Origin of the sequence: Cryobacterium sp. SO1 (assembly GCF_004210215.2) — a bacterium.
GTDB lineage: Bacteria > Actinomycetota > Actinomycetes > Actinomycetales > Microbacteriaceae > Cryobacterium.
Window position 1 is genome coordinate 2,106,556 of record NZ_CP067394.1, and the last position, 20,072, is coordinate 2,126,627.

At 66.5% G+C, this 20,072-nt stretch carries 19 protein-coding genes and 1 pseudogene; 3 read left to right on the forward strand and 17 right to left on the reverse strand.

Translation table 11 applies throughout. From position 1 onward, the window contains the following. Positions 1 to 46 precede the first annotated feature (46 nt). The 4 genes and pseudogenes from BJQ95_RS09880 to BJQ95_RS09895 form a co-directional block, all read right to left on the reverse strand. Positions 47 to 268: a hypothetical protein gene (locus tag BJQ95_RS09880; protein WP_130179303.1), complete on the reverse strand. Its 222-nt coding sequence runs from the start codon at positions 266 to 268 to the stop codon at positions 47 to 49. Positions 269 to 370: 102 nt separating this feature from the next. Beyond that, entirely contained in the window at positions 371 to 736 is a 366-nt protein-coding gene (locus tag BJQ95_RS09885; protein ID WP_130179304.1) for a DUF948 domain-containing protein, read from the reverse strand. A 124-nt stretch (positions 737 to 860) separates the two neighbouring features. Continuing rightward, entirely contained in the window at positions 861 to 1,490 is a 630-nt protein-coding gene (gene rpsD, locus BJQ95_RS09890; RefSeq protein ID WP_088456307.1) for a 30S ribosomal protein S4, read from the reverse strand. 244 nt (positions 1,491 to 1,734) lie between these two features. Then, a pseudogene (locus tag BJQ95_RS09895) lies at positions 1,735 to 3,071 on the reverse strand (replication-associated recombination protein A). Between the two features lie 132 nt (positions 3,072 to 3,203). Between BJQ95_RS09895 and BJQ95_RS09900 the strand changes: the two are divergent. The 3 genes from BJQ95_RS09900 (at position 3,204) to BJQ95_RS09910 (ending at position 6,137) form a co-directional block, all read left to right on the forward strand. Next, positions 3,204 to 3,989: a peptidylprolyl isomerase gene (locus tag BJQ95_RS09900; protein WP_130179306.1), complete on the forward strand. Its 786-nt coding sequence runs from the start codon at positions 3,204 to 3,206 to the stop codon at positions 3,987 to 3,989. A 185-nt stretch (positions 3,990 to 4,174) separates the two neighbouring features. Then, positions 4,175 to 5,407, forward strand: a complete 1,233-nt coding sequence (locus BJQ95_RS09905) for a DUF349 domain-containing protein (protein ID WP_240694959.1) — start codon at positions 4,175 to 4,177, stop codon at positions 5,405 to 5,407. A 103-nt stretch (positions 5,408 to 5,510) separates the two neighbouring features. Continuing rightward, on the forward strand, positions 5,511 to 6,137 hold the full coding sequence (locus BJQ95_RS09910; RefSeq protein WP_130179308.1) for a hypothetical protein: 627 nt from the start codon (positions 5,511 to 5,513) through the stop codon (positions 6,135 to 6,137). On the opposite strand, the gene BJQ95_RS09915 is transcribed toward BJQ95_RS09910, so the two are convergent. The 13 genes from BJQ95_RS09915 to thrS all read right to left on the reverse strand — a co-directional run bounded on the left by BJQ95_RS09915 (position 6,124) and on the right by thrS (position 19,967). Beyond that, a complete protein-coding gene (locus tag BJQ95_RS09915) occupies positions 6,124 to 8,376 on the reverse strand; it encodes a bifunctional (p)ppGpp synthetase/guanosine-3',5'-bis(diphosphate) 3'-pyrophosphohydrolase (protein WP_130179309.1) in 2,253 nt (750 codons plus the stop codon). The two genes, BJQ95_RS09910 and BJQ95_RS09915, sit on opposite strands and share 14 nt — an antisense overlap. A 96-nt stretch (positions 8,377 to 8,472) precedes the next feature. After that, complete coding sequence (secF, locus tag BJQ95_RS09920; protein WP_130179310.1) at positions 8,473 to 9,507, reverse strand: protein translocase subunit SecF; 1,035 nt, start codon at positions 9,505 to 9,507, stop codon at positions 8,473 to 8,475. Continuing rightward, positions 9,507 to 11,279 (reverse strand): protein translocase subunit SecD, encoded by a 1,773-nt coding sequence (secD, locus tag BJQ95_RS09925; RefSeq protein WP_130179311.1) that lies wholly within the window; start codon positions 11,277 to 11,279, stop codon positions 9,507 to 9,509. The genes secF and secD overlap by 1 nt, the downstream gene beginning before the upstream one ends. A 60-nt stretch (positions 11,280 to 11,339) precedes the next feature. Then, positions 11,340 to 11,741 (reverse strand): preprotein translocase subunit YajC, encoded by a 402-nt coding sequence (gene yajC, locus BJQ95_RS09930; RefSeq protein WP_240694960.1) that lies wholly within the window; start codon positions 11,739 to 11,741, stop codon positions 11,340 to 11,342. Positions 11,742 to 11,864: 123 nt separating this feature from the next. Further along, on the reverse strand, positions 11,865 to 12,899 hold the full coding sequence (ruvB, locus tag BJQ95_RS09935; protein WP_130179313.1) for a Holliday junction branch migration DNA helicase RuvB: 1,035 nt from the start codon (positions 12,897 to 12,899) through the stop codon (positions 11,865 to 11,867). Further along, a complete protein-coding gene (gene ruvA / locus BJQ95_RS09940; RefSeq protein ID WP_130179314.1) occupies positions 12,899 to 13,564 on the reverse strand; it encodes a Holliday junction branch migration protein RuvA in 666 nt (221 codons plus the stop codon). Before ruvA ends, ruvB begins: the two co-directional genes overlap by 1 nt. Then, positions 13,561 to 14,214, reverse strand: coding sequence for a crossover junction endodeoxyribonuclease RuvC (gene ruvC / locus BJQ95_RS09945; RefSeq protein WP_130179315.1), 654 nt, complete (start codon positions 14,212 to 14,214; stop codon positions 13,561 to 13,563). The genes ruvA and ruvC overlap by 4 nt, the downstream gene beginning before the upstream one ends. A 7-nt stretch (positions 14,215 to 14,221) precedes the next feature. After that, positions 14,222 to 14,986 (reverse strand): YebC/PmpR family DNA-binding transcriptional regulator, encoded by a 765-nt coding sequence (locus tag BJQ95_RS09950; protein ID WP_130179316.1) that lies wholly within the window; start codon positions 14,984 to 14,986, stop codon positions 14,222 to 14,224. A gap of 198 nt (positions 14,987 to 15,184) precedes the next feature. Further along, complete coding sequence (locus tag BJQ95_RS09955) at positions 15,185 to 15,715, reverse strand: DUF1697 domain-containing protein (protein ID WP_130179317.1); 531 nt, start codon at positions 15,713 to 15,715, stop codon at positions 15,185 to 15,187. Between the two features lie 31 nt (positions 15,716 to 15,746). Beyond that, positions 15,747 to 16,340 (reverse strand): pyridoxal 5'-phosphate synthase glutaminase subunit PdxT, encoded by a 594-nt coding sequence (gene pdxT, locus BJQ95_RS09960; RefSeq protein ID WP_130179318.1) that lies wholly within the window; start codon positions 16,338 to 16,340, stop codon positions 15,747 to 15,749. Between the two features lie 10 nt (positions 16,341 to 16,350). Continuing rightward, positions 16,351 to 17,253, reverse strand: coding sequence for a pyridoxal 5'-phosphate synthase lyase subunit PdxS (pdxS, locus tag BJQ95_RS09965; RefSeq protein WP_130179319.1), 903 nt, complete (start codon positions 17,251 to 17,253; stop codon positions 16,351 to 16,353). Between the two features lie 84 nt (positions 17,254 to 17,337). After that, positions 17,338 to 17,973 (reverse strand): HIT domain-containing protein, encoded by a 636-nt coding sequence (locus tag BJQ95_RS09970; RefSeq protein WP_130179320.1) that lies wholly within the window; start codon positions 17,971 to 17,973, stop codon positions 17,338 to 17,340. Between the two features lie 2 nt (positions 17,974 to 17,975). Next, positions 17,976 to 19,967 carry a threonine--tRNA ligase gene (gene thrS, locus BJQ95_RS09975; RefSeq protein WP_240694962.1) on the reverse strand — a complete coding sequence of 664 codons (1,992 nt, stop codon included), beginning with the start codon at positions 19,965 to 19,967 and terminating at the stop codon, positions 17,976 to 17,978. Between the last annotated feature and the right edge of the window lie 105 nt (positions 19,968 to 20,072).

Below are 20,072 nucleotides of genomic sequence, written 5' to 3' on the forward strand. Positions count from 1 at the left end.
CTGGATCGGATATCCGACCCGGGGGAAGCGGTGGGGATGGGACGCGTTAGGGCTTGGACAACTCTTCGATGGTCTCTTCTGCCTCGCCGAGGGCGGCGTGCAGTTCGGCTTCGCGCTTGCGGTAGCCCTCGGAGATGGCCTCGCCGAACTCTCGCGTCTTGGCGTCGAGATCGGTGAAGAACCGCTTGCCTTGCTGGGTCTTGTTCACCTCGTGGGCGGCAACGAATCCGATTCCGACGCCGACGACTAACCAGATGACGTTCTTCATGGCATGTGCTCCCTGAGGTTGAGGAATGGGTGGCTGCCGGACTGGGCGCACGCCGTTCGGCGGGCCCGAGACGATGACAGTCTGCTTTCCAGCGTAGTGGACTTACTTCGTACCGCGACGGGGCTTGGTCGCCCTGAAGGCAGCCCTGACGCCGGCGGAGAATCCGGCGAGCTTGATCAGCGGACCGCCGACGGTGGCCGCGACCAGGGCGACCATGGCGGACACATTGCCGGTGACGTCGGCAACGTTCGTGGTGATCGTGTCCAGCGTGGCCAGCTGATGGTTGGTCTGCGCGACGGTGTTCGTCGTCTCCTCGAGAAGCGGGGTGACGTTCTGGCTGAGGTCGCGGATGGCCAGGGTGGTCTCGTCGAACACCCGGCCGAGCTTGATCAACGGGATCGCGAGGAACGCCACCAGAACGGCAAACACACCAGCGGCAATCAGGCCGGCGATATCTCCACCAGTCATTCGGCACCATCCATTTCACGTCGCAGGGAACTGACAAACACAAAAAACCAAAAGGGCGGATCACCTAGGTGATCCGCCCTCAAGCGTAGTTCAGTTCCGGTGCGGTGCGCCGCGCCGGACTCGACTAGCGTGCTGCGTAGTACTCGACGACGAGCTGGACTTCACAGGTCACAGGGATCTCGATGCGCTTCGGGGCTCGCACGAGGCGGGCCTGCAGCTTGTCGAGTTCGACCTCGAGGTACGGCGGGAGCTTGGGCAGCAGGTCGACGTGACCGCCGGCCGCGGCAACCTGGAAGGGCTCGGTGCCCTCGCTCTTGGCCTTGACGTGGATGAGCTGACCCGGCTTCACGCGGAAGGAGGGACGGTCGACCAGCTGGCCGTCGACGAGGATGTGACGGTGCACAACCATCTGACGGGCCTGGGCGGTGGTGCGGGCGATGGCCGAACGCACGAGGAGGGCGTCGAGACGGGTCTCGAGGATCTCAACGAGGTTTTCACCGGTCAGGCCCTGGCGGCGACGCGCTTCTTCGAAGGCGATCTTGAGCTGGGCTTCGCGGATGCCGTACTGGGCGCGTAAGCGCTGCTTTTCGCGCAGACGCACGGCGTAGTCCGAATCGGTCTTGCGCTTGGTGCGGCCGTGCTCACCCGGAGCGTAGGGACGCTTCTCGAGGTACTTGGCGGCCTTGGGGGTCAGGGCGATGCCCAGGGCCCGCGAGAGGCGGGTCTTGCTGCGGGTACGTGACTTGGTAGACACAGTGTCCTTTCGGATGGAACTGGAAATTGGATACCAGGGCGGCCGGCGAGCCCGTGCGGGCAGACCGGAACGTCATGGGAGATCAGAGGGGTGGTGCCACGGGCCGCCCGGCTACAGGGCGAATCCACTCCAACCGAGGTTTCGTACGCAGCCGCATGACGAAACCAGTTGTAGGCGAGGACAAGGCTAACACACGCCGGGCCGCGCGGACCCGGCGTTTCAGGCGGGTCGGGGCTACTTCGCGCTACTCCCCGTGCACGATCTTGCGCAGCTTGGCCAGCCGCGCCGACACGTCCCGCTCGTTGCCGTGCTCGGTGGGTCGGTAATAGCGGGTGGCCCGAAGCTCGGTGGGCAGGTAGTCCTGGGCGAGAACGCCGAGGGCATCGTCGTGCGGGTACTTGTAGCCCTTGCCGTGACCCAGCCGTTTGGCCCCGGGTAGTGCGCGTCACGCAGGTGCTTGGGTACCCGGCCGGTGTTGCCGTTCCGCACGTCGGCGATGGCGGCGTCGAGCGCCATGTAGGCGGCATTCGACTTGGGTGCGCAGGCCAGGTGCACCACGGCCTGGGCAAGCGGGATGCGGCCTTCAGGCATGCCGATGTACTGCACGGCGTCGGCGGCGGCGATCGCGATCACCAGGGACTGCGGGTCGGCCATGCCGATGTCCTCAGAGGCGAGCACGATGATCCGCCGGCAGATGAAGCGGGGGTCTTCCCCGGCTTCGATCATCCGGGCCAGGTAGTGCAGGGAGGCGTCGACGTCGGATCCGCGCACCGACTTGATGAAGGCACTGATCACGTCGTAGTGCTCGTCGCCGTTGCGGTCGTAGCGCAGCAACGCCCGGTCGACCGCGAGCGAAACGATCTCTGTGGTGATGACCGGCAACTCGCCTTCCGCCGTGTCGGTGGTGGCTGCGGAGACCGACGCTGCCTCGAGCGCCGTGAGCGCCCGCCGGGCGTCGCCGGACGCGAGCCGGATGATCGCCCCGCGGGCCTGGGGATCGAGCACGAACCTGTCGGCCAGTCCTCGCGGATCGGTGACGGCGCGGTCCACGACGATGCCGAGGTCATCGTCGCTGAGGGTCTCAAGGGTGAGCAGCAGGGACCTGGACAAGAGCGGCGAGATAACGGAGAACGAGGGGTTCTCGGTCGTCGCGGCGACCAGGATGATGATCCCGTTCTCCACCCCGGGTAGCAGGGCGTCCTGTTGGGCCTTGCTGAACCGGTGGATCTCGTCGAGGAAGAGCACGGTGGACAGGCCGTAAAGGTCCCGGCTGGTGCGGGCCTCTTCCATCACCTGGCGCACGTCCCGCACCCCGGCGGACACGGCGGACAGTTCGACGAACCGACGCCCTGAACTGTGCGCGATGGTTTGGGCCAGCGTGGTCTTGCCGGTGCCCGGCGGGCCCCAGAGGATGACCGACACCGATCCCTGCTCCCCCGACTTGTCGTTGGCGAGGCTGACCAGCGGCGACCCTGGGGTCAGCAGGTGACGCTGGCCGGCGACTTCGGCCAGGCTCTTGGGGCGCATGCGCACCGCGAGCGGCGTCGCACCCGTACGGAGGCCTGGCTGGACGGTAGACATGGTTCCAGCGTAGTTTGTGCCGCCGACGTCAATTTTCCCCGCTGCCCGCGCATGCGTAGAGTTCACAGTGACCTGGGCCGTGGTGCCCGACAAGCCCGATTTCCCGCCGCTGGCGGCACCTGGAGGATTCACGTGGCACCGAGCAGCAAACAGGAACGCGAAGCGCGTGGTCGCGTTCGCGCCTATCAGGGCCGCAAGGCTGTGAACGAACACCAGGCCAAGCGCCGCACGCGCGACAACATCGTGGCCGGCAGCGTCCTCGTTGTGGTTCTCGCCGTGCTCGTCGGCGCCCAGCTGTTCTACTTCGGCGGCGGCCCCGGCACCCCTGAGCCCAGCGCGTCAGGAACACCGACACCCACCGCTACCCCGGCCGCCGGCGCGAACACCGGTGAGGTCCCCGACAGTGACCTGGCCGAAGACCGCACCTGGACCGGCACGCTCACCCTCAACGACATCCCCCTGGGCGTCGAACTGGACGGCGCGGCAGCTCCGCAGGCCGTCTCGTCGACCATCAGCCTGGTTCAGTCCGGCTTCTACGACGACCTGACCTGCCACCGCCTCACCAACGGCGGCTTCTCCGTGCTGCAGTGCGGCGATCCCAGCGGCGACGGCACCGGCGGACCGGGCTACAGCTTCGGACCCATCGAAAACGCTCCGGCGGACAACGTCTACCCGGCCGGCACCCTCGCGATGGCCAGGGCCGGCGGCGACGGCTACAGCACCGGGAGCCAGTTCTTCATCGTCTACGCCGACACCACCATCCCCGCCGACGAGGCCGGCGGCTACACGGTGATCGGCCAGGTCACCTCCGGGCTGGACCAGGTGGTCAGTCAGATCGCCGCCGCCGGTGTCGCGGACGGTTCAGCCGACGGGGCTCCCCTGGTCCCAGCGACCATCACGTCCTTCTCGGTGCAGTAGACACACTCTCTGCAGCAAAAACACCGTTCGGGCATAACAGTTCGGTCGTTTCCGCTGAACGTTGGGCGGGCTTGCAATAGGCTTGATCCCGTATTGGCTTGTGTCAATACTGGCTCGTTCAGGGATTCAGCCGTTGGCAGTCATTCATGCCGCGGGGAATCAACCAAATCATTAAGGTGAGGCTCTTGACTACGACAGATCAGCAACCATGGGGTCGCGTAGACGAAACCGGCACGGTTTACGTGCGCGAAACAGACGGCGAACGTGCCGTCGGGCAGTATCCCGACGCGACTCCTGAGGAAGCACTCGCTTACTTCGAGCGCAAGTACGTTGAGCTGAACGGACAGGTCACCCTGCTCGAACAGCGCGCTAAGGGAGGCGCTCCCGCCGCGGACATCGCCAAGTCGGTCGCCAACCTGTCGAAGTCCGTCGCCACGGCCAACGCCGTCGGCAACCTCGCAGCCCTCGCAGAGCGCCTCGGCGCCCTGGGCGGCACGGTCACTGAGCTCACCGAGCAGCAGGGTGTCGAGGCCAAGGCCGCCGGCGCCGCGGCCCTCGCCGAGCGTGCCGCTATCGTCGAAGAGGCCGAGCGCCTCGCGGCCGAGGACCCGGCCAAGACACAGTGGAAGCAGACCAGCGCAGCGCTTGACTCCCTCTTCGCGAAGTGGCAGGCCCACCAGCACGACGCACCGCGGATTCCCAAGGGTGAGGCGAACGAGCTCTGGAAGCGATTCCGGGCAGCCCGCACCATCATCGAACAGAACCGCAAGGCGTTCTTCGCCGAACTCGACAGCGCCCACAAGGATGTGCGCAACCGCAAGCAGCAGCTCATCGAAAAGGCGGAAGCCCTCGCACCCCAGGGCGCAGACGGCATCCCCGCCTACCGCAACCTGCTCGAGGACTGGAAGGCCGCCGGCCGTTCGGGCAAGAAGCAGGACGACGCCATGTGGGCGAAGTTCAAGGCAGCGGGCGACGTGCTCTACTCGGTGAAGAGCGAGGTCGATGCCGCCGACAACGAGGAGTTCTCCGCGAACCTCGTCGTCAAACTCGAACTCCTCACCGAGGCGGAGACCCTCCTCACCGAGACCGACCGGGTCAAGGCCCGCGAACTTCTCAGCTCCATCCAGCGCCGCTGGGATGCCGCAGGCAAGGTGCCCCGCGACCAGGTCAAGCCGGTCGAGGAGCGCATGCGCAAGGTCGAAGCCGCCGTGCGGAAGCTCGACGACGACCACTGGAAGCGCAACAACCCGGAGACCAAGGCTCGCGCCGAGGGCCTGGCCGGCCAGCTGCACGACGCGATCGCCAAGCTGGAGGCCGAGTTGGCCGCCGCAGCGGAGACCAAGGACGCCCACAAGATCAAGGACGCCACCGAGGCGCTCGAGACCCGCAAGGCGTGGCTGAAGGCCATCGGCCAGTAAGCCACACACGCGCCTGTTTGCACAGCAGCAACGGGACCGGGAATCTGTGCACAGATTCCCGGTCCCGTTTGTTGGTGAGTCCGGACCTCTGCAGGCTGGATCCATGACTCCCCTCGTCCCCGCCGTGCTCACCCCCGCCGACCTGCCGCTGGCCGAGCTAAACTGCGCCCGCCTCGACGGCGAGCTGTTCGCCGTGGCCGGGGCCTGGTGCCCCGTTGACGCCCATGACGGGCCGGAGATGCGCGCGCTGGCACTCGCGTCGCTCGCGCCGGGGCATGCCGCCGCCGAGCGGATGACCGCGGCCTGGATCTACGGCCTCGCCGATGAGCCGGAGCGCCATCAGTTCTGTGTGGACGTGACCGCGCGTACACGCAAGCCCGGCGGTACCAGCACCCTGCTCCGCGAGGTGCGCATCGGCCCGGACGACACCAGGGTCTTGGGGCAGCAGCTCGTCACGACTCCCCTGCGCACCGCCATCGACCTCGCCCGCTGGGGCAGGTCGGACGGCGTCCCGCCGGACACGGCGCTGCTGGCGGCCCTGCTGTCCTACGACGGATGGGACGCTGCCAGGGCCCACGCCGATGAACGAGCCGTTCGGCACGGCATCTCGTTCAGCCGGCTGGCGACCGCCCGGCTACTGGACGCACGCAGGCTACTGGGAGCACGCCGGCTGCCGGAGGCACGTCGGCTCGGCGCACTCGATGTGCCGCCGGCCCTCAACCGTCGCTGACCCGGTAGACGTCGTAGACGGCGTCGATGCGTCGCACGGCGTTCAACACCCGGTCAAGGTGGGTGGTGTCACCCATCTCGAACACGAACCGGCTGATGGCCAACCGGTCGCTGGAGGTGTGGACCGTCGCCGAGAGAATGTTGACGTGGTGCTCGGACAGCACCCGGGTGACATCAGAGAGTAAACCGGAGCGGTCCAGCGCCTCGATCTGAATCTGCACGAGGAACAGGCTCTTCGACGTCGGCGCCCAGTCGACGTCGATCATCCGCTCGGGTTCCTTCAGCAGCTCCTGCACGTTATGGCAGTCGAACTGGTGCACTGACACACCGGAGCCGCGGGTGATGAAGCCCACGATCTTGTCGCCGGGAACCGGGGTGCAGCAACGCGCGAGTTTGACCAGGATATCCGGGGCGCCGCGCACCAGGATGCCGGAGTCGTTGTTCCGCAGGGTCTGTGTGCGCCCGTTGGGAGCGAACGGTAGATCCGTGGCGTCGCTCTCCTCCACGCTCTGCAGCGTGGCGACGACCTTCTCCAGCACCGACTGCGTCGACACGTGGCCTTCGCCGACGGCGGCGTAGAGCGCGGAGACGTCTTCATAACGCATGACGGCGGCGACCTCGGCGAACGAATCCTGGTTCATCAGCTTCTGCAGCGGCAGGTTCTGCTTGCGCATTGCCCTGGCGATGGCTTCGCGGCCCTGTTCGATGGCCTCGTCACGGCGTTCCTTGGTGAACCACTGGCGAATCTTGTTGCGCGCCCGCGGGCTCTTGACGAAGTTCAACCAGTCCTGGCTCGGGCCGGAGTCTGGGTTCTTGGAGGTGAACACCTCGACGACATCACCGGTGCTGAGCGAGCTCTCCAGGGGAACGAGCCGCCCGTTCACCTTTGCGCCCATGGTGCGGTGGCCGACTTCGGTGTGCACCGCGTAGGCGAAGTCCACCGGGGTGGCGTCTGCGGGCAGGCCGATCACGCGCCCCTTCGGCGTGAAGACGTAGACCTCCTTGGCGCCGATTTCGTAGCGCAGGGAGTCGAGGAATTCGTTGGGGTCGGCCGTCTCCGCTTGCCAGTCGGAGATGTGGGCGAGCCAGGCCATGTCGGTATCGCTCTGCGGGCCGGGTCCCGAACTCTTCCCGTTGACCTGCTCCTTGTACTTCCAGTGCGAGGCAACGCCGTATTCGGCGCGTTCGTGCATCTCCTGGGTGCGAATCTGAATCTCAACGGGTCGGCCGCTCGGGCCGAGAACGGTGGTGTGCAGGGACTGGTACAGGTTGAACTTCGGGGTGGCGATGTAGTCCTTGAACCGGCCGGGCAGCGGCGTCCAGCGGGCGTGGATGGCGCCGAGCACGGCGTAACAGTCGCGCACCGAGTTGACCAGGACGCGGATACCGACGAGGTCGTAGATCTCGTCGAATTCCCGGCCGCGCACGACCATCTTCTGGTAGATCGAGTAGTACTGCTTGGGCCGGCCGGCAACCTTGCCGCGAATGCGCGCGGCCTTGAGGTCATCGTTGATCGCGTCGATGACGTACTGCACGAACTCTTCACGCTGTGGGGTGCGTTGCTTGACGAGGCTCTCGATCTCGGCATAAAGCTTCGGGTAGAGCACGCCGAAGGAAAGGTCTTCCAGCTCCCACTTGATGGTTTGGATGCCGAGCCGGTGGGCCAGGGGCGCGTAGATTTCGAGGGTCTCGGTTGCTTTGCGGGTCGCTGACTCGGCCGGCACGAATCCCCAGGTGCGCGCGTTGTGCAGGCGGTCGGCGAGCTTGATGATGAGGACTCTGATGTCCTTGGACATCGCGACGATCATCTTTCGGACCGTCTCGGCCTGGGTGCTGTCGCCGTACTTCACCTTGTCGAGCTTGGTGACGCCGTCGACGAGCATGGTGATCTCGTCGCCGAAATCCGCCCGCAACTGGTCCAGGGTGTAGTCGGTGTCCTCGACAGTGTCGTGCAGCAGTGCCGCCGCCACGGTCTTGGGGCCGATGCCGAGGTCGGCGAGGATCTGGGCGACGGCGACCGGATGCGTGATGTACGGCTCACCGCTGCGACGCTTCTGCCCCTCGTGGGCACGTTCGGCGGCCGCGTATGCCCGCTCGATGATGGACAGGTCCACCTTGGGGTGGTGAGTGCGCACGGTCTTCAACAGCGTGTCGACCGCACCGACAGGCTGTGCCCTGGAGAAGATGCGGGGTACCAGGCGGCGCAGTGACGCGGAGGATGGCGTGGTGGTCTCTGTCATCTCGTTACCTCACTCCCTGGCGCCAATTATCCCTGTACTAGTGGATAAACGGTAAACGAAAGGATGAGCTCGCGTATTCCCGGCGGGCAGCCGGACTCACGCGGGAACGTCCGCGTGGGTCGCCTCGGCCCCGGCGGCCGGTGCGGTTCCGGAGGCCTTGGCCTTCAGCGCCACAGCCTTCTTGTCGCGCTTGCGAATCTCCGGTTCGTTCTCCCGCAGCTGAGCGTACAGGGGAGCGGCGATGAAGATCGTGGAGTAGGTGCCCACCAGCATGCCGATGAGCAGCGCCAGGGAGATGTCCTGCAGGGTTCCGGCACCGAGCACGAACGCGCCGATGACCAGGATCGATGCAACCGGGAGCACGGCGACGATCGACGTGTTGATCGAGCGCACCAGGGTCTGGTTGACCGCGAGGTTGACCGAGTCAGCGAATGTGCGCCGGGAATCCGGTCCGTCCTCTGCGGTGTTCTCACGAATCTTGTCGAACACCACAACGGTGTCATAGAGCGAGTAGCCGAGGATCGTGAGGAACCCGATCACGGCCGCCGGGGTGATCTCGAAGCCGGTGAGTCCGTAGAAACCCGCGGTGATGACAAGGTCGTGCAACAGCGCGACCATGGCGGCGGCGGCCATCTTCCAGGTGCGGAAGTACAGGGCCATCACGGTGCCGGCGAGCACCAGGAAGGTGAGCAGGGCGCGGATGGCGGACCCGGTGATGTCCTGGCCCCAGGACGGGCCGATGAACGAGGACGTCACCTGGGCGGCGTCGACGCTGTACGCGGAGGCCAGAGCGGCCCGCACTTCCCGGCTCTCGGTGTCGCTGAGCTGATCGGTCTGCACCCGGATGCTGTCGCTACCGACGACGGAAACCTTCGGCACTGCCTCGGGAACGACTCCGGTGACGGCTGTGGCCGCGGCGTCCTGGTCATCGGTGGAAATCTCGGAGAGCACGAATTCGGAGCCGCCGGTGAACTCGATGCCGAAAGTGAAGCCGCCGCGCAGGACGGGGCCGAGGATCGCGATCAGGATCATGACGGCCGCGACCGAGTACCAGACTTTGCGGCGTCCGACGATGTTGTAGGACAACTTGCCGGTGTGCAGATCGTTACCGAACTGGTTGAAACTAGCCATTAGGAATCCTTCCCGTCGGTCGACTTGGTGGAGCCGGTCCCGACGAGCTCAGCCGCCTTGCGTTCGGCGATGGTCTGACGCTTCGCGGCCTCCTTGCTGGCGGAGGTGGCCTTGCCTGATGCCACCTCTGCGGAGGGCCGGAACTGGGCACGGCCGCGATAGACCGCGCCGAGGGCCCGCGGGTCAAGCCCGCTGAGCTTGTGCCCGTCACCGAAGAACTTGGTGCGGGCGAGTAGCTGCAGCACCGGGTGGGTGAACAACGCCACGACCAGAAGGTCGACCAGGGTGGTCAGTCCCAGGGTCAGGGCGAAACCACGCACGTTGCCGACGGCCAGGATGAACAAGACGGCCGCGGCGAGAAAGTTGACCGTGTCGGAGGCGATGATGGTGCGGATGGCGCGGCGCCATCCGGACTCAACCGACGACACCAGTCCCCTGCCGTCACGCAGCTCGTCGCGCACCCGCTCGAAGTACACGATGAAGGAGTCAGCGGTGATGCCGATGGCCACGATCAAACCGGCCACGCCGGCCAACGAGAGCCGGTAGCCCTCCCGCCAGGACAGCAAGGTGATCAGGAAGTAGGTGATCACACCCGCGACGGCAAGCGAGGCCACCGTCACCAGCCCGAGGAGCCGGTACTGCGCCAAGGAGTACAGCACGACGAGGATCAGGCCGATCAGGCCCGCGATCAGGCCGCTCTGCAGCTGCGTGGACCCGAGGGTCGCGGAGATGGTGTCCTGGCTCTGCACGGTGAAGCTGATCGGCAGGGCGCCGAACTTGAGCTGATCGGCGAGGGCCTTGGAGGTGTCCTGGTCGAACGAACCGGTGATCTGCGGCTTGCCGTCGGTGATGACCGCATTGGTGCGCGGGGCGGAGATGACGCTGCCGTCGAGGACGATGGCGAACTGGTTCTGTGCGCCCGTCAGGCCGCTCAGTCGAGTAGTGACAGCCGCGAAGTCCTTGGTACCGGTGCCGTCGAAGACGATGTTCACCGCCCAGTCGCCTGTGGTCGCGCCGCTCTGGGTGGTGACCTGACCGTTGGTGGCGTCGGAGATGTTCTCGCCGCTGACCTCGACCGGTCCGAGGATGTACTTGACCGTTCCGTCCGTCTCGCAGGTGATCAACGGTTGGTCGGCGGGCGCCACGTTGCTGGTGTCGATGTCGCTGCACTGGAACGTCTCGAACTGGGCCTGTAGGGCGGGTGTGATGTTGTTCAGGTCGCTCGCGTCGGTCGGGGCGACGGCCGGCGTTTCCGCAGCCGGGTCTGCCGCGGCATCCGTTGCGGTCGCGTCGCCGGCCGGCGCGTCGCCGGCCGGAGCCGTGGCACCGTCGGTGGGAGTCTCCGTAGAACCGTCGGCCCCGACACTGGCGTCGGTGGGCGCTGAGGCAACGAGGACCGGACGGAATTCGAGCTTGGCCGACGATTCGATCCGGTTCAGGGTGGCGTCGTCCGGCGTGCCGGGGATGGAGACGACGATGTTCTGTCCACCCTGGGTGTTGATCTCAGACTCGGACACGCCGGCGGAGTCGATGCGCTGGCGAATGATCGACACGGCCTGGTTCAGCTGCTCCGAGGAGACGGTCTGGCCGGACTCGAGCTTGGGCGCCAGGATGATCTGGGTACCGCCCTCGAGGTCGAGGGCGAGCTTCGGTGTCCACGAACCTCCGCCAGTCAGCACCCCCGCCCCGTTGAGAGCGATCAGACCGACGATGATCACGCCAAGCCAGGTCAGGGAGCGCCAGGCCTTCTTGGTCGGAGACGACTTAGCCACCTATTAAACTCAGCTTTCTGTGCTCGTGCCCGCGCCGAGACGCGAGCCCGGAGTGGGGTGTTACGCGTCGCCCTTTTTGGGTTCGGTGTTGTTGTCTGTCTCGGCCTGCTCGGTCGTCGGCTCGAACGCGGTGCGCTGGCCGAACTCGGGCTCAGCAGTGACGGACGGAGTGCCGGCGTCGCGGTCGACGGACTCGTCAAGGACGACGTCGTCACCGACGACGGTGGGCTCGACGACGCGCGCGATGGTCTGACGGTGGATCTGCACGACGGTGCCGGGTGCGATCTCGAGAGCGACCTTGTTCTCTTCCTCATCGATCGACACAATGGTGCCGTAGAGGCCGAAGTTGGTCATCACGTCTGCGCCGGCCACCATCTTCGACTGCAGGGCCAAGGTGTCCTTCTGGCGCTTGCGGCCGTTGCGAAACATGAAGAACACGAGCAGCGCCAGAACGGCGAGCATGACAAGAGTCAACGGATCCATAGAACTGTGAAACCTTCCCGTGCGAGCGTGATGTCGCGACGAAGTATTTGTGAGCGTGGTTGGGGGGTGCCGGGTCGGAGGGGCATGCCTGACCAGCTTGAATTATAGAACATCCAAGGTGAGCGCAGCCTGAGGATTCCTCAAACCGAAATGCCGCCACGCTGAGGCAGTGGCAACCCGCCCTCGCGGGGTACGTGTGAGGAAGCCTATCCGTACCAGGAAGGGCTCGACGACCGATTCGATGGTTTCGGGCTCCTCGCCCACCGACACGGCCAGTGTGTTCAGGCCGACCGGTCCACCCCCAAAACGGGTCAGGACGATGTTCATGACCTCACGGTCGAGCCTGTCCAGGCCGATTTCGTCGACGTCGTACAGTTCAAGAGCCGCATGAACGGCAGCCAGGTCGGCGTCGCCACCGTGCACGAGAGCGTAGTCGCGCACCCGGCGGAGCAGCCGGTTCGCGATGCGCGGTGTTCCCCGGCACCGCCCGGCGATCTCCGCGATGGCCTCCCGCTCGATCGCCAGGCCCAGCAGGCGTGCGGCGCGCACGAGCACCAATTCGAGTTCGGCGTCGGCGTAGAACTCCAGGTGGGCCGTGAACCCGAACCGGTCCCGCAGCGGGTTGGGCAGCATGCCGGAGCGGGTGGTGGCACCGACCAGGGTGAACGGGGCTAGGTCCAGCGGCACCGAGGTGGCGCCGGCGCCCTTGCCCACCATGATGTCGATCCTGAAGTCTTCCATCGCCAGGTAGAGCATCTCCTCGGCGGATCGGGCCATGCGGTGGATCTCGTCGATGAACAGCACCTCGCCCGGCACGAGGGAAGACAACACGGCGGCCAGGTCCCCGGCGTGTTGGATGGCCGGGCCGCTTGACATCCGCAGCGGCCGGTTGCCCTCGTAGGCGATGATCATCGCGAGGGTGGTCTTGCCCAGGCCGGGTGGGCCGGCCAGAAGGATGTGGTCGGGGGTGCGCTGTTGCATGGACGCCGCGGTGAGCAGTAGCTGGAGCTGGCCGCGCACCTTCTGCTGGCCGACGAACTCGGTGAGGCTCTTCGGGCGCAGGGCGCCCTCGAAGGCCAGTTCCGCATCGCCCTCGAGCGCCGGGTTGGTCAGTTCGACGCCGGGATCCTGGGTCATCAGCGGCGCTCCGCGGTCTGGGTGGTGCCGGCGGTTGCGCTACCGGCGTGCTGGGCGGGACCGAGCCGGGCGAGCGCCAGGCGCAATACCGCGGCCACGCCGGCGGCCTCAGCATCGAACTCTGCGGTGCTGCCGGCCAGGATTTCGTCGACGGCCTGCGCGGCGACCCGCTCGGACCAGCCGAGGCCGATCAGGGCCGTCTGCACGCTGGCGCTCACTGTGCTCGTGGCTGAGCCGGCACGACCGGCCGGGCCCGCCGGGGCGGTGACGGCGATCTTGCCCACGAGCGAGAGCACGATGAGCTTGGCGGTCTTGGGGCCGACGCCGCTGACCTTTCGGAACGCGGCATCGTCATCCGTGGCCACCGCCTGGGCGATCTGTTTGGGCGTGAGGACAGCGAGCACACCGAGAGCGGATTTGGGGCCGACGCCCGTCACACCGACGAGCAGCTCGAACACCGCGAGTTCTTCCGCACTGGGGAAGCCGTAGAGCGTGAGGGAGTCTTCGCGCACGATGAGCGTGGTCGACAGCCGGGATTCGGTGCCGATTCTGGCGGCCAGGGCCGTGGACGGCGTCACCTGCAGGGCAAGTCCGACTCCCCCGACCTCGATCACCACCGTTGTGCCCAGGGCTGAAAGGACTGGGCCGCGCACTGAAGAGATCACCTGGCAAGCCTACGGTGCGCCGCCGACGCTGCGGCCGCCGACCCCGGCGCGTTGCCGCGCTCAGCATCGCGCCAGGCCTTCTGGGCCGGGGTCAGCGCACCGGGAGCCAGGGCCGGGGTGGACCGGCTGCCCGCTTTCACCGCGCCGGTGGTGGGAAGGACCCCGCCGGCGGCGCCGGTGCGCCATGCGTGGCAGATGGCCAGGGCGAGGGCGTCGGCGGCGTCCGCCGGTTTCGGGATCTCGGCCAGCCCAAGCACCCGGGCGACCATGGTTCCGACCTGCTTCTTGTCGGCAGACCCGTACCCCGTGATGGCGGCCTTGACCTCGCTGGGCGTGTGCAGCGTGACGGTCAACCCGCGCTTGGCGGCAAGCATCAGGGCCACCCCGCTGATCTGGGCGGTTCCCATCACCGTGCTGACATTCTGCTGCGCGAAGACGCGCTCGATGGCGACGACGTGCGGCTGGTGCCTGTCAAGGAGCTCCTCGAGCCCCTCGCTGATCAGCAGGAGGCGGCGTTCGAGGGGCAGGGCAGGAGAACTGCGCAACACCTGAACGTCGACCAGCGTGGCCGACCGATTGGCTGCGACGTCGACGATGCCGACGCCGCAGCGGGTCAGGCCGGGGTCGATGCCCAGCACCCTGACCGTCATCGGTGGGTTATTCGCTGTCTGCTTCGAGCTCGGCCTGGACCTCGGCCGAGACGTCGTAGTTGCTGTAGATGTTCTGCACGTCGTCGAGCTCTTCGAGGGCGTCGATGAGCCTGAACACCTTGCGGGCGGTCTCGGCGTCGACCTCGATCTTGAGCTGCGGCACGAAGGCGATGTCAGCGGAGTCGTAGTCGATTCCGGCCGTCTGCAGGGCGGTGCGGGTGGCCACCAGGTCGTGCGCCTCGCTGAACACCTCGAACTTGTCGCCGTCGTCGACGACCTCTTCGGCTCCGGCGTCGAGCACTGCAGCGAGAACGTCGTCTTCGGTGACGTCGTCTCCCTTGGAGACCACGACGATGCCCTTGCGGTGGAAGTTGTAGGCGACGCTGCCCGGGTCGGCCATGTTGCCGCCGTTGCGGCTGACCGTGGTGCGCACTTCGGCCGCTGCGCGGTTCTTGTTGTCGGTGAGGCACTCGATCATGATGGCGACACCGTTTGCGGCGTAGCCCTCGTACATGATCGTCGTGTAGTCGACGGCTTCACCGGACAGGCCGGCGCCGCGCTTGACGGCGCGGTCGATGTTGTCGTTGGGGACCGAGGTCTTCTTGGCCTTCTGGATGGCGTCGACCAGCGTCGGGTTCCCGGACAGGTCGGCACCGCCCATGCGGGCAGCGACCTCGATGTTCTTGATCAGCTTGGCGAATGCCTTGGCCCGACGCGAGTCGGTCACGGCCTTCTGGTGCTTGGTGGTCGCCCACTTGGAATGCCCGGACATGAATCTCCCGTGTGTCGCTGAGTCGTGCGACGCTGTTCGGGCGCCGCAGGGTGGATGCGGTGCATCGCTGCACTGCCTGGTGTGGAACTGTTCATCAAGCGTGGTGGCACAGCGAATGACATCGAACGCTGGTGCGATCCCAGTCTAGCCCGCGGGGTTGGGACCGGCTTCGGACACGACGGGTTCAGGTACAGCGCCTCAGGGTACAGCCAGAATCTTCCGAAGCGTCCGCACATTGCGGGTGGTGGTGGTGGATTTGAAACGGGCCCTACCCGCCAGAACGCTGAAGGGACTCTTGATACCTACCGCACGTCGCACCTGCCAGTAGAGGACGTCAGTGCCCCGTCGCACCCGCTCATCGTTCGGATCCAGCTCCGGTGCGGCCGCGAGCAGGTCATCGATGCTCGCCGGCTCCGAGCCGAACAGCACGTACGAGTGCCAGTCGACGCGATCCTCGAATGGGTAGTCGGCGACGGTGTCGGTTAGTCGTTGCCAGGGCACGAGCACCACCCAGGCCTCGTAGCCGAACCGTTCGGAGAGCGCGCGTTCCAGGCCGGACTTGACGGCGGCGGCATCCGTCTCGGAGGACTCCAGGACAGCGTTTCCGCTGGCGAGGACTGTCGTCACCGCGCTGTGGCCGAGGCTCTGCACGGTCTCGGCGAGCTCGGCCATGCGGATGTTGATGCCACCGACGTTGATGCCGCGCAGCAGGGCGATATAGCGGGTCATACGCCCAGTCTGGCGCAGCCGGAACGGTTCGTCACGACGGGAAGCCGGCGCTCCGGACCTTCTGCAGGAAGTACTCGTGGAACCGGTGTTCCCCGGTGATCTCGGGGTGGAAGGACGTGCCGATCAGGTTGCCCTGTTCCACCGCGACGCAGCGTCCGTCGGCGACCGTGGCGAGGGCCGTCGCGTTCGGTCCGACACTCTCGACGACCGGGGCCCTGATGAACACCGCATGCACCGGGGGCCCGCCCAGGACGGGAACGTCGAGGTCGGTCTCGAATGACGCGGTCTGGGAGCCGAACGCGTTGCGGCGTACGCTGATGTCCAGTCCGCCGATGCTCTGCTGGCCGTTGATGCCATCGAGAACGGTGTCGGCCAGCATGATCAGGCCGGCGCAGGTGCCGTAGACCGGCAGTCCGGCCGCGACGGCTGCCCGCAGTGGTTCGGCCAGGCCGAACATGCGGGTCAGCTTGTCCATGACGCTGGACTCGCCGCCCGGGATCACCAGACCGTTGACGCCGGCCAGTTCCTCCGGCCGGCGCACGAGCACCACGTCGCTGCCGAGGGAGCGCAGCACGGTGGCATGCTCGCGAAAGTCGCCCTGCAGGGCGAGTACTCCAACGGTCATGAAGCGGGTGTTACCAGCCGCGCTCGGAGAGGCGGTGCGGGGCGGGGAGGTCGGCCACGTTGATGCCGACCATGGCTTCGCCGAGGCCGCGGGAGACATCCGCGATGACCTTGGCGTCGTCGTAGAACGCGACGGCCTTGACGATTGCGTTGGCGCGTTCCTGCGGGTTGCCGGACTTGAAGATGCCCGAGCCCACAAAGACACCGTCGGCGCCGAGCTGCATCATCATGGCCGCGTCGGCCGGGGTGGCCACGCCGCCCGCGGTGAAGAGCACGACGGGCAGCTTGCCGGTCGCGGCGATCTCGGCGACCAGTTCGTACGGCGCCTGCAGTTCCTTGGCGGCCACGTACAGCTCGTCCCTGGTGAGCGACGAGAGCCGGGCGATCTCACCCTTGATGGTGCGGATGTGTTTGGTGGCCTCTGAGACGTCGCCGGTGCCGGCCTCGCCCTTGGAGCGGATCATCGCGGCGCCCTCGGTGATGCGACGCAGCGCCTCGCCCAGGTTGGTCGCACCGCAAACGAACGGCACCGTGAAGTTCCACTTGTCGATGTGGTTCACGTAGTCGGCGGGGCTGAGCACCTCGGATTCGTCGATGTAGTCGACCTCGAGGGCCTGCAACACCTGGGCCTCGACGAAGTGGCCGATGCGGGCCTTGGCCATCACCGGAATGGAGACCTCGGCGATGATGCTGTCGATCAGGTCGGGGTCGCTCATGCGGGCGACACCCCCCTGCGAGCGGATGTCGGCCGGGACGCGCTCGAGAGCCATGACGGCGACGGCGCCGGCGTCTTCGGCGATCCGGGCCTGCTCGGCGTTGACGACGTCCATAATGACGCCGCCCTTCAGCATCTCAGCGAGTCCGCGCTTGACGCGGCTCGAGCCGAACTGCTCGGTGGAAGTAGTGTCAGTCATAGCTACGATTCTATTCCTTGCGTCTGGTGCCGTCCGACGGGCCGTTGGCACTGGTGATGAGAAAAGGAGCGGACATTACGCGGGTCAGGATTCCCCGACCGGCCAGCCGTCCGCCACGGAGCGGCGCACGTCACCCAGAAGCTGCGGAATGGCCTTGGTGCCGGCGATGATCGGGAAGAAGTTCGAGTCCAGCGCCCACCGCGGAACGATGTGCTGGTGCAGGTGCTCGGCGATGCCGGCGCCCGCGATCCGACCCTGGTTCATCCCCAGGTTGAACCCGTCGCACCCGGAGGTGGCCCTGAGCACGCGCATGGCCACCTGGGTCAGGCTACCGATTTCGGCGACCTCCTCGGGGGTGGCCTCGTCGTACGTCGCAACATGCCGGTACGGGCAGACCAGCAGGTGGCCGCTGTTGTACGGAAACAGGTTCAGCAGAACGTAGGCGTACGTGCCGCGCGCCACGATGAGTGCCTTCTCGTCGTCCATCGACGGTGCGATGCAGAACGGGCAGTCATCGGGATGCGGCTGCTGGCCGCCCTGGATGTAGACCATGCGGTGCGGGGTCCACAGTCGCTGGAAGGCATCCGGTACGGCGGCGAAGTCGCCGGAGTGCTCCACCTGGACCCCATCGGTGAAGTCCTGCGGACTGCCGGACAAACGGTCCCAGGGGGTGTCCAGCGGACCGCCGGTGTCTGGGACTGCCGGAGTGGCATCGGTCATCCTCAGACCCGTTCCACGGTGGCCGCACCGACGGGGGCGATCGGTGCGCCGCCCTCGGCGAAGTCGGTGGCGCCGAGGACCTGCGCGCGAGTGCCGATTGCCGCGAGGATCCGGCGGATGGCGTCGGCGACGGGCACCCCGTTCTCCTGGGTGCCGTCGCGGAACCGGAAGCTGACCGCACCGTTGGCCCGGTCGTCTTCGCCGACGATGAGCTGGAACGGGATCCGCTGCAGCGTGGCGTTGCGGATCTTTTTCTGCATCCGGTCGCTGGACGAGTCGAGCTCCACGCGCACCCCGGAGCCCTTGAGAGTCGCCAGGACCTCCCGGAGGTAGTCCTCGTACTGTTCGGAGACCGGGATGCCGATGACCTGCACCGGAGAAAGCCAGACCGGGAAGGCCCCGGCATAGTGCTCGAGAAGGATGGCGAAGAACCGTTCGATCGAACCGAGCAGTGCGCGGTGGATCATGACGGGCTGCTGACGGGTGCCGTCCGGTGCGGTGTACTCGAGGTCGAACAGCTCGGGCTGGTTGAAGTCGAGTTGCACCGTTGACAGCTGCCAGGTGCGACCGATCGCGTCGCGGGCCTGCACCGAGATCTTCGGGCCGTAGAACGCCGCTCCGCCGGGGTCGGCCACGAGTTCGAGCCCAGAAGCCTCGCCCACCTGGCGCAGGGTATCGGTCGCGGCTTCCCACTGTTCGTCAGTGCCGACGGATTTTTTCGGGTCGCGAGTGGACAGCTCGAGGTAGAAATCGGTCAGGCCATAACCACGGAGGGTCTCGAAGACGAACTCGAGCTGGCTGGCGACCTCGGCCCGCACCTGGTCCTGCGTCACGTAGATGTGAGCGTCGTCCTGGGTGAGCCCGCGCACGCGGGTGAGGCCCTGCAGGGTGCCGCTCTTCTCGTAGCGGTACACGGTGCCGAACTCTGCCAGCCGCAACGGGAGTTCGCGGTAGCTGCGGCCGCGAGCCTTGAAGATGAGGTTGTGCATCGGGCAGTTCATGGGCTTGAGGTAGTAGTCCTGCCCCTGGCGGGTGATGTTGCCCTCGGCGTCGACCTCTTCGTCGAGGTGCATCGGCGGGAACATGCCGTCCCGGTACCAGTTGAGGTGCTGGCTGGTCTCGAACAGGTGTCCCTTGGTGATGTGCGGGGTGTTGACCAGGTCGTAGCCGTTGGCGAGCAAGCGTTCGCGCATGTAGTTCTCGATCTCGGAGCGGATGATGCCGCCCTTGGGATGGAACACTGCCAGGCCGGAGCCGATCTCCTCGGGGAACGAGAACAGGTCCAGCTCCTGGCCGAGCTTGCGGTGGTCGCGCTTGGCCGCTTCGGCCAGTCGCGCCTGGTAGGCGCGCATTTCGTCCTTGGAGGGCCAGGCGGTGCCGTAGATGCGCTGCAGCTGCGGGTTCTTCTCCGACCCGCGCCAGTAGGCGGCGGCCAAGCGGGTGAGCGAGTAGCCGTTGCCGATCATCCGGGTGTTGGGCAGGTGCGGGCCGCGGCAGAGGTCCTTCCACACGGTTTCGCCGGTCTTCGGGTCGACGTTGTCGTAAATGGTCAGCTCGGCGCCGCCCACCTCGACGGACTCGTCGTCGGCGAAAGAATCGTTGGTCAAGCTTGTCGAGACCCCCTTGAGGCCGATCAGCTCGAGTTTGTACGGCTCCGCGGCGAGTTCGGCGCGGGCTTCATCATTGGTCACGACACGGCGCACGAAGCGCTGGCCCTGGCGGATGATCCGATCCATTGCTTTCTCGAGCGACTTGATGTCCTCGGGCGTGAAGGGCTCTGCAACGTCGAAGTCGTAGTAGAAGCCGTCGGTGACGGGTGGGCCGATGCCCAGGCGCGCGGCCGGATTGACGGTCTGGACGGCCTGCGCAAGCACGTGGGCGGCGGAGTGGCGCAGAATGTTCAGGCCGTCTGGAGAGTCGATGGTCACCGGGGTGACGTCATCGGTCTCGGTCACCGTCGTGGCGAGGTCCCTGAGCTCGCCGTTGACGCGCATGGCGACAACGGATCGGTCGGTGAATAGCTCAAAACCGTCAACCACGTGAATAGCTCCCTTGAATTGCGAATCATCCAACTTTAGCGGGCGCCGGTCTGCTTGGTG

Bases quoted from the DNA above. Each gene is read 5' to 3' on its own strand.
- BJQ95_RS09955 (WP_130179317.1), bottom strand. From the start codon at position 15,715: ATGACCCGCTATATCGCCCTGCTGCGCGGCATCAACGTCGGTGGCATC.
- BJQ95_RS09885 (WP_130179304.1), bottom strand. From the start codon at position 736: ATGACTGGTGGAGATATCGCCGGCCTGATTGCCGCTGGTGTGTTTGCC.
- thrS (WP_240694962.1), bottom strand. From the start codon at position 19,967: ATGCGCGTCAACGGCGAGCTCAGGGACCTCGCCACGACGGTGACCGAG.
- BJQ95_RS09910 (WP_130179308.1), top strand. From the start codon at position 5,511: ATGACTCCCCTCGTCCCCGCCGTGCTCACCCCCGCCGACCTGCCGCTG.
- BJQ95_RS09915 (WP_130179309.1), bottom strand. From the start codon at position 8,376: ATGACAGAGACCACCACGCCATCCTCCGCGTCACTGCGCCGCCTGGTA.
- pdxS (WP_130179319.1), bottom strand. From the start codon at position 17,253: ATGACTGACACTACTTCCACCGAGCAGTTCGGCTCGAGCCGCGTCAAG.
- yajC (WP_240694960.1), bottom strand. From the start codon at position 11,741: ATGCTCGCCGTTCTGGCGCTGCTCGTGTTCTTCATGTTTCGCAACGGC.
- BJQ95_RS09880 (WP_130179303.1), bottom strand. From the start codon at position 268: ATGAAGAACGTCATCTGGTTAGTCGTCGGCGTCGGAATCGGATTCGTT.
- pdxT (WP_130179318.1), bottom strand. From the start codon at position 16,340: ATGACCGTTGGAGTACTCGCCCTGCAGGGCGACTTTCGCGAGCATGCC.
- ruvB (WP_130179313.1), bottom strand. From the start codon at position 12,899: ATGACCCAGGATCCCGGCGTCGAACTGACCAACCCGGCGCTCGAGGGC.
- BJQ95_RS09950 (WP_130179316.1), bottom strand. From the start codon at position 14,986: ATGTCCGGGCATTCCAAGTGGGCGACCACCAAGCACCAGAAGGCCGTG.
- BJQ95_RS09970 (WP_130179320.1), bottom strand. From the start codon at position 17,973: ATGACCGATGCCACTCCGGCAGTCCCAGACACCGGCGGTCCGCTGGAC.
- ruvC (WP_130179315.1), bottom strand. From the start codon at position 14,214: ATGACGGTCAGGGTGCTGGGCATCGACCCCGGCCTGACCCGCTGCGGC.
- secF (WP_130179310.1), bottom strand. From the start codon at position 9,507: ATGGCTAGTTTCAACCAGTTCGGTAACGATCTGCACACCGGCAAGTTG.